Origin of the sequence: Streptomyces antioxidans (assembly GCF_000968685.2) — a bacterium.
In the GTDB taxonomy this organism is placed as follows: domain Bacteria; phylum Actinomycetota; class Actinomycetes; order Streptomycetales; family Streptomycetaceae; genus Streptomyces; species Streptomyces antioxidans.
Window position 1 is genome coordinate 37,115 of record NZ_LAKD02000083.1, and the last position, 15,141, is coordinate 52,255.

The 15,141-nt window shown below is 70.5% G+C and carries 12 protein-coding genes; 6 read left to right on the top strand and 6 right to left on the bottom strand.

What is annotated here, in order from left to right:
- Positions 1-135: 135 nt before the first annotated feature.
- Positions 136-2,562, top strand: coding sequence for an MMPL family transporter (locus VT50_RS27355; RefSeq protein ID WP_046084551.1), 2,427 nt, complete (start codon positions 136-138; stop codon positions 2,560-2,562).
- 147 nt (positions 2,563-2,709) lie between these two features.
- Here VT50_RS27355 and VT50_RS27360 read toward each other — a convergent pair whose 3' ends face one another.
- The 6 genes from VT50_RS27360 to VT50_RS27385 form a co-directional block, all read right to left on the bottom strand.
- Positions 2,710-2,919, bottom strand: a complete 210-nt coding sequence (locus tag VT50_RS27360) for a helix-turn-helix transcriptional regulator (protein ID WP_020871200.1) — start codon at positions 2,917-2,919, stop codon at positions 2,710-2,712.
- 321 nt (positions 2,920-3,240) lie between these two features.
- Entirely contained in the window at positions 3,241-4,260 is a 1,020-nt protein-coding gene (locus VT50_RS27365) for a Gfo/Idh/MocA family protein (protein WP_046084552.1), read from the bottom strand.
- Between the two features lie 111 nt (positions 4,261-4,371).
- Positions 4,372-5,292 carry a sugar phosphate isomerase/epimerase family protein gene (locus tag VT50_RS27370; RefSeq protein ID WP_046084553.1) on the bottom strand — a complete coding sequence of 307 codons (921 nt, stop codon included), beginning with the start codon at positions 5,290-5,292 and terminating at the stop codon, positions 4,372-4,374.
- A 153-nt stretch (positions 5,293-5,445) separates the two neighbouring features.
- Positions 5,446-6,333 (bottom strand): ATP-binding cassette domain-containing protein, encoded by an 888-nt coding sequence (locus VT50_RS27375; protein WP_046084554.1) that lies wholly within the window; start codon positions 6,331-6,333, stop codon positions 5,446-5,448.
- A 5-nt stretch (positions 6,334-6,338) separates the two neighbouring features.
- On the bottom strand, positions 6,339-7,409 hold the full coding sequence (locus VT50_RS27380; protein WP_046084555.1) for an ABC transporter permease: 1,071 nt from the start codon (positions 7,407-7,409) through the stop codon (positions 6,339-6,341).
- A 7-nt stretch (positions 7,410-7,416) separates the two neighbouring features.
- Complete coding sequence (locus tag VT50_RS27385; RefSeq protein WP_046084556.1) at positions 7,417-8,427, bottom strand: substrate-binding domain-containing protein; 1,011 nt, start codon at positions 8,425-8,427, stop codon at positions 7,417-7,419.
- 302 nt (positions 8,428-8,729) lie between these two features.
- Between VT50_RS27385 and iolC the strand changes: the two genes are divergently transcribed.
- From iolC to VT50_RS27410, 5 genes are all read left to right on the top strand, one after another.
- Complete coding sequence (gene iolC, locus VT50_RS27390) at positions 8,730-9,677, top strand: 5-dehydro-2-deoxygluconokinase (protein ID WP_046084557.1); 948 nt, start codon at positions 8,730-8,732, stop codon at positions 9,675-9,677.
- A gap of 86 nt (positions 9,678-9,763) precedes the next feature.
- Positions 9,764-10,663 carry a Cgl0159 family (beta/alpha)8-fold protein gene (locus tag VT50_RS27395; protein ID WP_046084558.1) on the top strand — a complete coding sequence of 300 codons (900 nt, stop codon included), beginning with the start codon at positions 9,764-9,766 and terminating at the stop codon, positions 10,661-10,663.
- Positions 10,664-10,692: 29 nt separating this feature from the next.
- Positions 10,693-11,613, top strand: a complete 921-nt coding sequence (iolB, locus tag VT50_RS27400) for a 5-deoxy-glucuronate isomerase (protein ID WP_046084559.1) — start codon at positions 10,693-10,695, stop codon at positions 11,611-11,613.
- The gene (iolD, locus tag VT50_RS27405; RefSeq protein WP_046084560.1) at positions 11,610-13,496 is read left to right on the top strand and encodes a 3D-(3,5/4)-trihydroxycyclohexane-1,2-dione acylhydrolase (decyclizing); all 1,887 of its coding nucleotides are present in this window, start codon (positions 11,610-11,612) and stop codon (positions 13,494-13,496) included. The genes iolB and iolD overlap by 4 nt, the downstream gene beginning before the upstream one ends.
- Before the next feature lie 36 nt (positions 13,497-13,532).
- Entirely contained in the window at positions 13,533-15,029 is a 1,497-nt protein-coding gene (locus VT50_RS27410) for a CoA-acylating methylmalonate-semialdehyde dehydrogenase (protein WP_046084561.1), read from the top strand.
- The last annotated feature ends 112 nt before the right edge of the window (positions 15,030-15,141 follow it).

Consider the following 15,141-nt stretch of genomic DNA (forward strand, 5'->3'; position numbering starts at 1 on the left):
AAACACGAGCGCCCGCTCGCATTCTTGAGAAACGCGAGCGGTCGCTCGTGTTTACCGCCCATGGTAATCAACGACCCGTGCTGCCCACGGACATTTGGTGGCGGCATGGGGCACAGGTGAAGGGGACACCGCGCCATGACCGATGTCAACCGCCCGCCCGAGGACCGGATCGGAGGGTGGACCCGCCTGGTCACGGCGCGTCCCCGGCTGTCCCTGTTGCTCGCCTTGATCTTCACCGCGCTGGCCGTCGTAGCCGGGAGCGGGGTGGCCGACCGGATGGGAAGCGGCGGCTGGGAGGACCCGGCGGCCGAGTCCGCGTATGCCACCAAGGCGCTCGAGAAGCGCTTCCCCGCCTCCCAGCCCAATCTGATCCTGCTCGTCGACAGCGGCGGGAAGACCGTGGACGATCCGGCCGTCGCCGCCGAGGCCCGGGCGCTGGCCAAGAAGCTCTCGCACGAGGAGGCGGTCACCGGGGTCACCTCGTACTGGACCACCGGCGCGTCCTCGCTGCGCGCCCGGGACCGGGGCGAGGCGATCATCGCCGCGCGGATCCTCGGCGATGAGTCGGCGGCGGGCAAGGCGCTGGAGCGCATGGCGCCGCACTACCGGGGCGCCCATGGTCCGGTCGAGGTGCGGGTCGGCGGGATGGTCGCGGTCCGCCATGAGCTGCAGTCCACCATCCAGGAGGATCTGCTGCGGGCCGAGATGATCGCCCTGCCCATCACCCTGGTGCTGCTCGTGATGGTCTTCGGCAGCGCCGTGGCCGCCCTGCTGCCGCTCGGGGTCGGCATCATCGCGATCCTCGGCACGGACGCGGTGCTGCGCGGGCTCACCGAGTTCACCGATGTCTCGGTCTTCGCGCAGAACCTGACCACCGCACTCGGCCTCGGACTCGCCATCGACTACGCCCTGTTCATCGTGCGCCGCTTCCGCGAGGAGCTGGGCCGGGGCGCGGAGAAGCTGCCCGCCGTCGCGACCACGCTGCGCACCGCCGGGCGCACCGTGCTCTTCTCGGCGCTGACCGTCGCCGCCTCGCTCGCCGCCATGCTGGTCTTCCCGCAGTACTTCCTGCGCTCCTTCGCCTATGCGGGGATCGCGGTGGTGCTGATCGCCGCCACCGCCGCCCTGGTGGTCCTCCCCGCCGCACTCATCCTCCTGGGCGACCGGGTCAACGCACTGGATCTCACCCGGCTGCTGCGCCGTGGCCGCCCGGTCCGCGGCGGTGAGCCCGGAGCGGGCTGGGCGCGGCTGGCCCGGCTGGTGATGCGGCGGGCCCCGATGTTCGCGCTGGCCACCGTCGCCGGTCTGGTCGCGCTGGGACTCCCCTTCCTGAGGGTGGAGTTCGGCACCGCGGATGACCGCCAGCTGCCGAAGAGCGCCGAGTCCCATGTGGTGCAGCAGCACATCCGGGAGGGGTTCCCCGGCGGTCCCGGGGGCGCGGTGGAGGTCCTCGCCGAGGGCGGGGGCACCGGCACCAAGGCCCTCGCCGACTACAGCGCCAAGATCTCCGCCCTCCCCAAGGTGCTGCGGGTGGACAGCCCGGCGGGCCGGTTCGCCGATGGGCGGCGGGTGGCCGAGCCGGGGCCGGCGGAGGCGGCGCGGCTGGCCGGTGGCTCGGCGGAGATCACAGTGCAGCCCAAGGGCGAGGCCGTGGACGCCGCCAGCCAGAATCTGGTGCGGACGATCCGCGCCCAGGAGCCATCGTTCACCACCTCGGTGACCGGCACCGCCGCCGTCCTGGTGGACACCAAGGACTCCATAGCCGACCGGCTGCCCTGGGCCGCGGCCATCATCGTCGCCGTCACCCTGCTGCTGGTCTTCCTGCTCACCGGAAGCGTGCTGATACCGATTCAGGCCGTGCTGCTCAACGCGCTCAGTCTGACCGCGATGTTCGGCGCGGTGGTGTGGGTCTTCCAGGACGGGCATCTGTCCGGTCCGCTCTCCTTCACCACCTCCGGCGATATCGAGACCACCCTGCCCGTCCTGATGTTCTGTGTCGCCTTCGGACTCTCCATGGACTATGGGGTCTTCCTGCTCTCCCGGATCAAGGAGGAGTACGACCGCACCGGGGACCATCAGGCGGCGGTGGAGTTCGGGCTGCGGCGCACCGGCGGCCTGATCACGGCGGCGGCGCTGATCCTCGCCGTGGTGATGGTGGGCATCGGCACCTCGCGGGTCACCAACACCAAGATGCTGGGGCTGGGTATCGCCCTGGCCGTGCTGATGGACGCGATGGTGGTGCGCGGGCTGCTGGTGCCCGCGGTGATGAAGCTGACCGGCCGGGCCACCTGGTGGGCCCCGGGCCCGCTGCGTCGGCTGCACACCCGGTTCGGGCTGAGCGAGGGGGAGTCCGCTCCCGCCGCACGCCAAGGGGGCTCCGGTACGGAGGCCGCCGCGGATATCGGCACGGGGGCCGCCACGGATGCCGCCGCGGGTGGCGGGGCCGACGGTCGCCGCTGCGGCGGCAAGGGCGGGCCTCACGGTGAGGACGGGACCCACGGTGAGGACGGGGTTCAAGGAGAGGGGGAGGAGGCGCGGGACCGGGTGAGCACGGGCCGCTAAGCGCTCCGCGGGAAGTGTCGCAAGCTGCGGTCGTTCATCCGCGGCTGCGTCGTGGCCGGTCGCGCAGTTCCCCGCGCGCCTTCGGGGCGCACCCGAACCGCACCGGACTTCAGCGAGGTCGCTCAGCGGCCCACGCGGATGCGCCCCCTAGTCCTTGCCATCGCGCCGGGCGCGGCGGTTGCCGGGTCTGCGGACCACCCAGGAGCGGATCGTATCCGCGTACCAGTACGGCTTGCCGCCCTCCACATGATCGGGGGGCGGCAGCAGGCCGTGCTTGCGGTAGGACCGTACGGTGTCGGTCTGCACACCGATGTGCGCGGCGATCTCCTTGTACGACCACAGCCTCCGGTCGGTCATCTCTTATGCCCTTCCGCAGGGCGTCGCGGTCACGGCCCGGTGGGACCGTCGGGGGAGCCACGGCGCGCCTGCTCACACTCCATCAGCCTGTGCCCGGTCAACGACGCTGAGTGAAGGACGGCCCGGGGCTGTTGAACACCTGTGACGGAGGCGTGCCGTGGTGTGACCGCTGTGACGCATGAGTGACGCACCGGACGAGACCCGGACGATATGAGCCATGGGTCGTGGCTCATGGCTCATGGGCCACGGCCCATGACCGCAGCGGGCCGACCGTAACTCACGGTCGGCCCGCTGGTGTCAGCTGGAGAGGGGTGAGGGGTATCAGCCGTAGAAGGCGGGGCGCTCGATCATCTCCACGGCCGTGCGCTCCCCCGTGGCCTGGGCCCGGATCCCCGCCTCGCTGACGGCGGTCGCGGCATAGCCGTCCCAGGCGCTGGGGCCCTCGACCTCCCCGCGCCGGGTGGCGTTGACCCAGCTCTGCACCTCACGGTCGTACGCCTCCTCGAAGCGGGCCACGAAGTCCGGGGCGATCTCCCCGCCCCAGGCGCCGGGCCGGTTGACCAGCATCCCGTGGGCGTCGCCGACGCGGGCGGTGCCCCGTTCGCACACCGCCTCCGCCTGCACCTGGTAGCCGAAGCCGCAGGTGGCGAAGATCTCCACATTGACGATCGCCCCGCCGGTGGTCTCGAAGATCACCAGCTGGGGGTCGCTGAGCGGTTCGGGGGAGAGCGAGCTGGGGGTCGGCTTGAGCACCGTGACCGCGGCGATCTCCTGCTCCAGCAGCCAGCGCGACTGGTCCATCTCATGCACCACCGAGTCGGTGATCATCATCTCGTTGGTGAAGTAGGAGTGCACCGAGGCATTGCGGTGGCGGCAGTGCAGCAGCAGCGGGCGGCCCAGCTCGCCCCCGGCCAGCAGCGCCTTGAGCTTCATGAACTCGGTGTCGTAGCGGCGCATAAAGCCCACCTGCACCCGGCGGCGGCCCAGCCGCTGCTCGGCCTCCAGCACCCGCAGCGCGGACCCGGAGTCCGGGGTGAGCGGCTTCTCGCACAGCACCGGCAGATCGCGCTCGAACGCGCTGAGCAGCGCGGCCTCGTGCGCGGGCCCCGGTGAGGCGATCAGCACCGCGTCCACGCCGGGCGCGGCCATCGCGGCGGCCGGGTCGGTGAACGCCTGACAGCCGTCGGCGGTGTCGGCGACCGCCTTGGCCCGCGCCTCGTCGATGTCGACCACGGCGGCCACCCGGGCGCCGCTGATCACGTCGTTGATGCGGCGGACATGGTCGGCGCCCATCTTGCCGGTCCCGATGACGGCGATCCCGAGCGTTCCCTGCTGGGTCATAGACCTCTCTCTTCTCTCTCTGCTCTCTGGACGGTTCGACGGTCCGGTGGGGTAGAGGCCCGTGGGGGTGCCCATGTGGGCGAGGGCCCGTTGGGGGCGGGAAGGGAGGGGTCAGGCGCCGCAGGAGCGCAGGAAGCGCCGGGTGCGCTCGGCGATGGGGAAGGGCTGGCCGGGCGGGCAGGGGTACATGTCCTGCTCGACGATGGCGAACAGATCCACATCCAGGTTCTGGGCCGCGGTCAGTACGGGGCCCAGCTCGGGAACGCCGTTCGGCGGTTCGCACATCACACCGCGCTGGACCGCGGGCCCGAACGGCACCTGGTTCTTCACCACATCGGCGAGGATCTCCGGGTCGACCTGCTTGAGGTGGAGGTAGCCGATGCGCTCGCCGTAGGTCTCGATGAGCTTGACGCTGTCGCCGCCGCAGTAGGCGTAGTGGCCGGTGTCCAGGCAGAGGTTGACCAGGCCCGCGTCGGTGGCGTCCAGGAAGCGGGCCACGTTCTCCTCGGTGTCGATATGGGTGTCGGCGTGCGGGTGGACGACGATGTCCAGCCCGAAGCGCTCGCGCACCTCGCGGGCCAGCCGCTCCATCCCGGTGGACAGATGGTGCCACTGCTCGGCGGTGAGCGTCGGGGGCTCGATCAGCTCGGCGGTCTTGTCGTCCCGCCAGAAGGACGGGATGACCACGAGGTGCTTGGCGTTCATCGCCCGGGTCAGCTCGGCCACCTGGGAGACGTGCTCCCAGGTGGCGTCCCAGACCTCGGGGCCGCGGTGCAGCGAGGTGAAGACGGTGCCCGCGGAGACCGTGAGACCGCGCCGTCCGGTCTCCTCGGTGAGCCGGGCCGGGTCCGTGGGCAGGTAGCCGTACGGACCCAGCTCGATCCACTCGTAACCGGCCTCCGTGACCTCGTCGAGGAAGCGCTGCCAGGGGACCTGCTGATCGTCGTCGGGGAACCACACCCCCCAGGAGTCGGGGGCCGAGCCGACCCGGATGCGGTCCAGGGCGGGTACGGGGGAGGCGTCGGCAGTCATGGCAGAGGGTCTCCTCGGTGTGCTGGGGTGCCCGCGTCGTACTGTTTTGGGCAGCTTCACCGGCCGGGCGGGCGGCCGTCAAGGCTTCGTCAGGACATTCGGACGTCTTGTCAGAGTAAGGGGAGGGGAAAGGCGTCGGAATGGCGGCGTCCGTCAGGAGGAGGGGGCGGTCACCTCCTCCGGGAGCTCGTCCACGTCGACCCCGCGGACCTGGGCCAGCTCGTGCTTGAGCGCGGCCAGTTCGGTCCCGCCGGCCATGTGGTTGGTGAGCTCTTCGAGGCTGACGTCCTCGCGCGCCGCGTTCAGCTCCAGGGCGCCGAGCCTGAGCACCGCGAAGTGGTCGCCGACCATATAGGCGTGGTGGGGGTTGTGGGTGATGAAGATGACGCCGAGTCCGCGTTCGCGCGCCGCCGCGATGTACTTGAGCACCACACCGGACTGCTTGACGCCCAGCGCCGCGGTCGGCTCGTCCAGGATCAGCACCCGGGCGCCGAAGTGGACCGCCCGGGCGATGGCCACGGACTGCCGCTGACCCCCGGAGAGGGTGCCGATCGGCTGCTCCAGGTTGTCGAGGTGGATGCCCATGGCGGACAGCTCCTCGCCGGTGATCCGCTTCATCCGCTGGATGTCAAGACGCCGCACCGGCCAGGGGCCGCGGGTCAGCTCGGAGCCGAGGAAGAAGTTCCGCCATACCGGCATCAGCGGCACGGTGGCCAGGTCCTGGTAGACCGTGGCGATGCCCAGGTTCAGGGCGTCGCGCGGGGTGTTCAGCCGCACCGGCTTCCCGTCCACGAGGTATTCGCCCTCGTCATGCTGGTGCAGCCCTGAGATGATCTTGATCAGGGTGGACTTGCCGGCGCCGTTGTCGCCGAGCACACAGGTCACCCGGCCCGGCCGGACGGCCAGGTCGATGCCCTCCAGGGCGCGGATGTTCCCGTAGAGCTTGCCCACCCCCCGCAGTTGGACCACCGGGTCCTCGTCCGGTGCGGGATCCGGTCCGGGATCCGGGGCGGCGCCGTCCTTGGTGACGTTCGTTGCCATTCCGATCACCTCCTGGCGGCCTGGCGGCGCACCCACAGATTGACGAGGGTCGCGAGCAGCAGCATCACGCCGACGAAGAACTTGAACCAGTCGGGGTTCCAGTTGGCGTAGACGATGCCCTGGTTGACCATGCCGAAGATAAAGGCGCCGAGGACCGCGCCGATCGCGGAGCCGTAGCCGCCGGTGAGCAGGCAGCCGCCGATCACGGCCGCGATGATGTAGTAGAACTCGTTGCCCACGCCCTCGCCGGCCTGCACGGTGTTGTACTCGAAGAGCAGATGCATGCCCACGAACCAGGCCGCGAAGCCCACCGTCATAAAGAGGGCGATCTTGGTGAGGTTCACCGGGACGCCCACGGCCCGGGCGCTCTCCTTCGAACCACCGGCCGCGAAGATCCAGTTGCCGAACTTGGTGCGCAGCAGCACCCAGGTGGCGAGGGCGGCGAAGACCAGCCACCACAGCACGGTGATCTTCACATTGACACCGAAGACGTCGATCTCGGCGGCGAAGAGCGACTTGGCCTGGTCGAAGCCGTCCATGTCACTGATGGAGTCGGTGGCGACATTGCCGGTCAGCAGCTTGGTGATGGCCAGGTTGGCGCCCTGGAGCATCAGAAAGCTGGCGAGGGTGACCAGGAAGCTGGGCAGCCCGGTCTTGATCAGCAGCAGTCCGTTGATCAGCCCCACGGTGAGCGAGACCAGCAGCGCGACGACCACGCCCACCCAGACATTGGCGGTGAGCTGGAAGCTGAGCATGCTCGCGGCCAGCGCCGAGGAGGTGACGGCGACCCCGGCCGACAGGTCGAACTCACCGCCGATCATCAGCAGGGAGACGGCGAGCGCCATGATGCCCATGGTGGACGCCTGGTAGAGGACGGTGGCGAAGGAGTCGGCCTGCCGGAAGGTGGGGGCCACGGCGAAGAAGAAGAGGTAGACGCCGATGGCCGCGACCAGCGCCCCGATCTCGGGCCTGGCCAGCGCCCGCCGGGCCAGCGAGCGCTCGGCGGTGCGGCTCTTGGGCGGGGCCGCGGGGGAGGCGGGCGGGGTCGCGGCCGCCGGGGTGGCGGTGTGGGTCATGACCGGCTCACCGCGTTCCCTTCCGGGCGAACGTGGCGATGGTGTCCACGTTGTCCTTGGTGACGAACGCGGGCCCGGTCAGCACGGGCTGTTCGCCGCCGCCGCTGAAGTTGCCGTTGTTCTTGTAGAGCCACAGGGAGTCGATGGACAGATAGCCCTGGAGATACGGCTGCTGGTCGACCGCGAACTGGACGTCGCCGCTCTGCACGGCCGAGACCAGGTCCTTGTTGAGGTCGAAGGTGGCGACCTTGGCCTTGCCCCCGGCGTCCTTGGCGGACTGCACGGCGGTCAGGGCGAAGGGCGCGCCCAGGGTGACGACGTGGTCGATGCTGGAGTCCTGCTTGAGCTTCGCGGCGATCGTCGACTTGACCGACGGCATATCGGTGCCGTTGACGTAGAGGATGTCGGTCTTGCCCTTGAAGGTCTTCTTCACGCCCGCGCAGCGGGCCTCGAGGGCGACATGGCCCTGCTCCTGGATCACACAGATGTTGTGCTTGGCGCCGACCTCGTTGAGGTGCTTGCCGAAGGCCTGGCCCGCGATGTTCTCGTCCTGGCCGAAGTACTCCAGCAGCCCCATGTCCTTCCACTGGTCGAGTCCCGCGTTGAAGGCGACGACCGGGATCCCGGCCTTCTTCGCCTTGGCTATCGCGCCCTTCATGGCGTCGGGCTTGGCGAGGGTGATGGCGATGCCGTCGACCTTCTGGTTGATCGCGTTCTGGATCAGGTTGGCCTGGTCGGCTCCGCTGGGGTTGCTGGAGTAGACGAGGTCGACGTTGTCCTTGGCCGCCGCGGCCTTGGCGCCCTTGCGCACCGTGTCCCAGAAGGTGTCGCCCGGGGCGGCGTGGGTGATCATCGCGATCTTGATCCGCGGTGTGTCGGCCTTCCCGGCCGCGAGGTCGCCGTCGGCTTCCTGGGCCTTCTTGCCGCCCTGACTGCTGCAGCCCGCCGCCAGGAGGGCGGCCACGGTGGCGAGTGCGGCGAGGCCCGCCCCGCGGTGTCTATTGAGTCTGAGGTCCATCCGTTCCAGCACCTCTCAAAGCCAGGTCCGTCGAGTGCGCACGGCCGTTGCAGAACGGGAGCCTCTCCCCGTGGAGGGCCACTGTCAAGACTTTGTCATGACAACATTTCATCCGGACGTAACGAGGCGATAACGTGACTCATGGGTCCGGATGGCTACGTCCGTATGTAAGGACAAAGTCTTGACAGTGGGCGGGGCACACGTCTAGACCTGAAGGGCCGGGGTGGATCCCGGAGTTCGAGCACCAGACCCTGAGCTGCGTCTTTCAGACCCTGAGCTGCGTCTTTCCCGAAGGGGCGGGCATGAGTGAGCCGTACGACCTGATCACGATGGGCCGCATCGGAGTGGACCTCTATCCACTGCAGACCGGTGTACCACTGCCGCAGGTGGAATCGTTCGGAAAGTTCCTCGGCGGCTCGGCGACCAATGTCGCGGTCTCCGCGGCCCGCTTCGGCCACCGCTCCGCGGTGATCAGCCGCACCGGGGCGGATCCCTTCGGCGACTACATCCACCAGGAGCTGCGGGCCTTCGGGGTGGACGACCGCTTCGTCACCCCCGTCGAGGAGTACCCCACCCCGATCACCTTCTGTGAGATCTTCCCGCCCGATGACTTCCCGCTGTACTTCTACCGCCGCCCCAAGGCGCCCGATCTGGAGATCCACCCCGATGAGCTGGACCTCGACGCCATCCGCGCCGCCCGGATCTTCTGGATGACCGGCACCGGACTCAGCGAGGAGCCCAGCCGCACCAGCACCCTCGCCGCGCTCACCGCCCGTGCCAAGAGCGGCACCACCGTCTTCGACCTCGACTGGCGGCCGATGTTCTGGGCCGACCCGGAGACCGCCCGCCCCTTCTACGCCGAGGCGCTGCGCCACGCCACCGTAGCCGTCGGCAACGTGGACGAGTGCGAGATCGCCACGGGTGCGCGCGAGCCCAAGGCGTGCGCGCGGGCGCTGCTGGACGCGGGCGTCGAGATCGCCATCGTCAAACAGGGCCCGCGCGGGGTGCTCGCCGTGCACCGCGACGGCACCACCGCGGAGGTCCCGCCGGTCCCGGTCGAGGTGGTCAACGGGCTCGGCGCGGGCGACGCGTTCGGCGGCGCCCTGTGCCACGGGCTGCTCTCGGGCCTGCCCCTGGAGCACATGATGCGGTATGCCAACGCGGCGGGCGCCATCGTCGCGTCCCGCCTCGCCTGCTCCTCCGCGATGCCCACGGAAGCGGAGGTCGAGGCTCTGCTGGCGGGGGACTGACCCCGGGGCCCAGTGGTGCGGCCGCTGGGTGCCCATCGTTACGGGTGTCCCCGTCGAACCGAGCCTCGAAAAGGAAAGGAAATACCTTGAGCATCAGCATTTCGGACCTCGTGACGGTGCGCAGCCGCCACCCGGAGGCCATCGGCGAGGCGGCCGCCCGCCGGGTCCGCCGGCCCCTCATCGGGGACAGCGGCCGTCTGATGATCGTGGCAGCCGATCACCCGGCGCGCGGCGCCCTCGCCGTCGGCGGCCACAAGTTGGCCATGGCCAACCGGGTCGAGCTGCTGGAGCGGCTGTGCGTGGCGCTGTCCCGGCCCGGGGTCGACGGGGTGCTCGCCACCGCCGACATCCTCGAGGACCTGCTGCTGCTCGGCGCCCTCGACGGCAAGGTCGTCATGGGTTCGATGAACCGCGGCGGGCTCGCCGGGGCCTCGTTCGAGCTCGACGACCGGTTCACCGGCCACCGCCCCCAGGACATCGAGCGCCTGCGCTTCGACGCGGGCAAGCTGCTGCTGCGCATCGACTACGAGGACGCCGGTTCGCTGACCACCATGGTCACCACGGCCCGCGCCATCGACGACATGGCGGAACGGCGGCTGCCCGTCTTCGTCGAGCCGTTCATCTCCCGGCGGACGGGCGGGAAGACGGGCGGAAAGGTCGTCAACGACCTGTCCGCCGAGGCCGTCACCAAGTCCATAGCCATCGCCTCCGGCCTCGCCGGAACCTCCGCCTACACCTGGCTCAAGGTGCCGGTCACCGAGGACGCCGACGAGATGGCGGCGGTGATGGAGACGAGCACCCTTCCGGCGGTGTTGCTCGGCGGCGACGTGGGCAAGTCTCCGCAGGACCAGGAGGAGGCGTACGAGAAGTGGCGCAAGGCGCTGGGCCTGCCCACCGTGCAGGGGCTGGTCGTCGGCCGCTCCCTGCTCTATCCGGCGGAGGGCAGTGTCGAGGCAGCCGTGGACACCGCCGTCGGCCTGCTGTGACGCTGTGAGAAAGGCAGAGACTTCACGCCATGACCACCAACGATCCGTTCCCCGGCTTCCACGTACAGGCGGGCAAGGCCGCCGACGGCCCCTACGCCGTGGACATCGACCCCGAACGGGCCGGCTGGGGCCACTCCAGTCTGCGGGTCCTCGATCTGCCGCCCGGCGGTTCGCACTCACTGGCCACCGGGGACAGCGAGTGGATCGTGCTGCCGCTGAGCGGCGGTTGCACCGTGATCGCCGAGGGCCAGACATTCGAACTGCACGGCAGGGAGAGCGTGTTCAGCGGGGTGAGCGACTTCGTCTATCTGCCGCGCGACTCCCACGCCCAGATCGCCAGCGGCGCGGGCGGCCGCTTCGCGCTCACCGGCGCCCGCTGTGAGAACCGTCTGCCCGCGCGCTACGGACCGGCCTCCGCCGTCCCCGTCGAGCTGCGCGGCAGCGGCAACTGCTCGCGCCAGGTCAACAACTTCGGCGCCGCGGGCGTCTTCGAGTGCGACAAACTCATCGCCGTCGAGGTGCTCACCCCCGGCGGCAACTGGTCCTCGTATCCGCCGCACAAGCACGACCAGTGCCGCCCCGGCGAGGAGAGCGAGCTGGAGGAGATCTACTACTTCGAGATCGCCGAGGCCCACGGCAACGAGGGCATCGGCTACCAGCGGGTCTCCCCGTCCGGCCACGGACGCGGCACCGATGTGCTCGCCGAGGTCCGCACCGGTGACACCGTCCTGATCCCCGACGGCTGGCACGGCCCCTCCATCGCCGCCCCCGGGCATGACATGTACTACCTCAACGTCATGGCGGGCCCGGAGGCGGAGCGCGCCTGGCTCATCTGCGACCACCCCGACCACGCCTGGATCCGCTCCACCTGGCCGGACCAGCCCGTCGACCCCCGACTGCCCCTCTACCAAGCACCCGCCTCCCAAGCCCCCGCTGGAGACTCACGATGACCGGTTCGGCAGTGCGCCGCCTCACCGTCGCCCAGGCGCTGGTGGAGTTCCTGGCCCACCAGTACACCGAGCGGGACGGGCAGCGGCACCGCCTGATCAACGCCACCTGGGGGATCTTCGGCCATGGCAATGTGGCCGGGCTCGGCCAGGCGCTGCTGGAGTCCGGGCCGGACACCATGCCGTACCTCCAGGGCCGCAACGAGCAGGCGATGGTGCACGCCGCGGTCGGCTACGCCCGGCAGAACAACCGGCTCGCCGCCCAGGCCGTCACCACCTCCATCGGCCCCGGCGCCACCAACCTGGTCACCGGTGCCGCGCTCGCCACCGTCAACCGGCTGCCGGTGCTGTTGCTGCCCGGCGACACCTTCGCCACCCGGCCCGCCGACCCGGTGCTCCAGCAGCTCGAAGTCCCGTATGCGGGCGACATCTCGGTGAACGACGCGCTGCGCCCGGTCTCCCGCTACTTCGACCGGGTGATGCGCCCCGAGGCGCTGATCCCGGCCGCGCTGCAGGCCGTACGGGTGCTGGCGGACCCGGCCGAGACCGGTGCCGTCACCCTGGCCCTGCCGCAGGACGTCCAGGCCGAGGCGTTCGACTGGCCCGAGGAGTTCTTCGCCGACCGGGTCTGGCACGTCCGCCGCCCCGCCCCCGGGGCGGCCGAGGTGGCCGCCGCCGCGCGCACCGTCCGCGCCGCCCGCCGGCCGCTGATCGTCGCGGGCGGCGGGGTCCACCACAGCGAGGCCGAAGAGGCGCTGCGCGCCCTCGTCGACGCGACCGGCATCCCGGTGGCCTCCACCCAGGCGGGCAAGGGCTCGCTGCGCTACGACCACCCCGCCGACATCGGCGGGATCGGCCACACCGGCACCGCCGTCGCGGACGACCTCGCCCGCACCACCGACCTGGTCATCGGCGTCGGCACCCGCTACAGCGACTTCACCACCGCCTCCGCGACCCTGTTCGCGGACCCCGCCGTCCGCTTCCTCAACCTCAACATCACCCCGTTCGACGCCCATAAGCTCGGCGCCACCACCGTGGTCGCCGACGCCCGCGCCGCGCTCGAAGCGCTCACCGCCGAGCTGGCGGGCCACCGGGTGGACGAGACGTACGAGGCCGAGTACCGCACCGGGAAGACCGCGTGGGAGCGCCGGGTGGACGCCGCGTACGCCGCCGGGGACGAGACCGCCCGCCCGTCCCAGACCCAGGTCCTGGGCGCGCTGGACGCGGTCGTCGGCGACGAGGACGTGGTGATCAACGCGGCGGGCTCGCTGCCCGGCGACCTCCACAAGCTGTGGCGCGCCCGCTCCCCGCGCCAGTACCACCTCGAATACGGCTACTCCTGCATGGGCTACGAGATCCCCGGCGCCATCGGCGTACGGCTCGCGGCGCCCGACCGGCCGGTCTGGGCGCTGGTCGGCGACGGTACGTATCTGATGATGCCCACCGAGATCGTCACCGCGGTCCAGGAGGGCATCAACATCAACGTCGTGCTGTTGCAGAACCACGGCTACGCCTCGATCGGAGGTCTGTCGGAGACCACCGGCGCCGAGCGCTTCGGCACCGCCTACCGCTTCCGGGCGGCCGACGGGCAGTACACCGGCGATCCGCTCCCGGTCGACCTGGCCGCCAACGCGGCCTCGCTGGGCATGGACGTGCTGCGCGCGGAGAGCGTGGGCGGGCTACGGGCGGCGCTCGCCGAGGCACGCGCCTCGGACCGGCCCACATGTGTCTATGTGGAGACCGAAACGGCCGACACAGTGTCCGGCGCCCCCGAGGCACAGGCGTGGTGGGATGTGCCTGTCGCCCAGACCGCGACCCGGCCGGCCGCCGTGAAGGCCCGTGAGGACTACGACCGGCAGGCCGCCGCGCGCCGCCGCCACCTCTGACGTTTTCCGAGAGTTCGAGAGAAAGGCTCCGCACCCATGAAGACCGTCCACCACTGGATCGGCGGAACGTCCGTCGAGGGCGCGACCGGCCGTTACGGGCCGGTCTACGACCCCGCCACCGGCGCCCAGGACACCCAGGTGGCCCTGGCCTCCGTGGACGAGGTCGACGCGGCCGTGGCCGCGGCCAAGGAGGCGTACCGCTCCTGGGGCACCGTCTCGCTGTCCAAGCGCACCGCGATCCTCTACAAGTACCGCGAGTTGCTGGACGCCCACCGCGATGAGATCGCCGAGCTGATCACGGCCGAGCACGGCAAGGTCCACTCGGACGCGCTCGGCGAGGTGGCCCGCGGTCTGGAGATCGTGGAGCTGGCCTGCGGGATCGCCGAGAAGCTGAAGGGCGAGCTGTCCACCCAGGTCTCCAGCGGGGTGGACGTCTCCTCGATCCGCCAGCCGTTGGGCGTGGTCGCGGGCATCACTCCGTTCAACTTCCCGGCGATGGTGCCGCTGTGGATGTTCCCGGTGGCCATCGCCTGCGGTAACACCTTCGTCCTCAAGCCCAGCGAGAAGGACCCCTCGGCGTCCCGCCGGCTGGCCGAGCTGGCCTCCGAGGCGGGGCTGCCGGACGGGGTGCTGAACGTGGTCAACGGCGACAAGGCGGCCGTCGACCGGCTGCTCGAGCACCCGGACGTCGCGGCCGTCAGCTTCGTGGGCTCTACACCGATCGCGAAGTACATCCAGTCCAGGGCCGTCGAGCACGGCAAGCGGGTACAGGCGCTCGGCGGCGCCAAGAACCACATGCTGGTGCTGCCCGACGCCGATCTGGACTTCGCGGCGGACAACGCCATCAACGCGGCCTACGGCTCGGCCGGTGAGCGCTGCATGGCGGTCTCCGTCGTGGTCGCGGTCGGCGCCGCGGGCGACGACCTGGTGAAGAAGATCGCCGACCGGGCCGCCCGGCTGCGGATCGGCCCCGGGAACGACCCGGCCTCCGAGATGGGCCCGCTCATCACCAAGGAGCACCGCGACAAGGTCGCCTCCTATGTCCACGGGGCCGCGGCCCAGGGCGCCGAGGTGGTCGTGGACGGCACCGGATACTCCGTGGCGGGCCATGAGGACGGCTTCTTCATCGGCGTCTCGCTGCTGGACAGGGTCCCGCCGACGGCCGACGCCTACCGTGACGAGATCTTCGGCCCGGTGCTGTGCGTGGTGCGCGCGGAGACCTACGACGAGGCCATCGAGCTGATCAACAGCTCCCGGTGGGGCAACGGCACGGCCATCTTCACCCGCGACGGCGGCGCCGCCCGCCGCTTCCAGCTGGAGGTGGAGGCGGGCATGGTCGGCGTCAATGTGCCGATCCCGGTGCCGGTGGGCTACCACTCCTTCGGCGGCTGGAAGGACTCGCTCTTCGGCGACCACCACATCTACGGCAACGACGGGGTGCACTTCTACACCCGCGGCAAGGTCGTCACCACCCGCTGGCCGGAGCCGTCGGAGGAGGTCGGCATCAACCTCGGCTTCCCGAAGAACCACTGACGCGATGTCTGATTCGCACGTATGAGTGGTTTTCCCGCCCCCCTGCCGGACCTGGTTCGGCAGGGGGTTTCGCCGTCGCGGGGGGCGGGGATCCCAGGCGAAACAGGCAAAC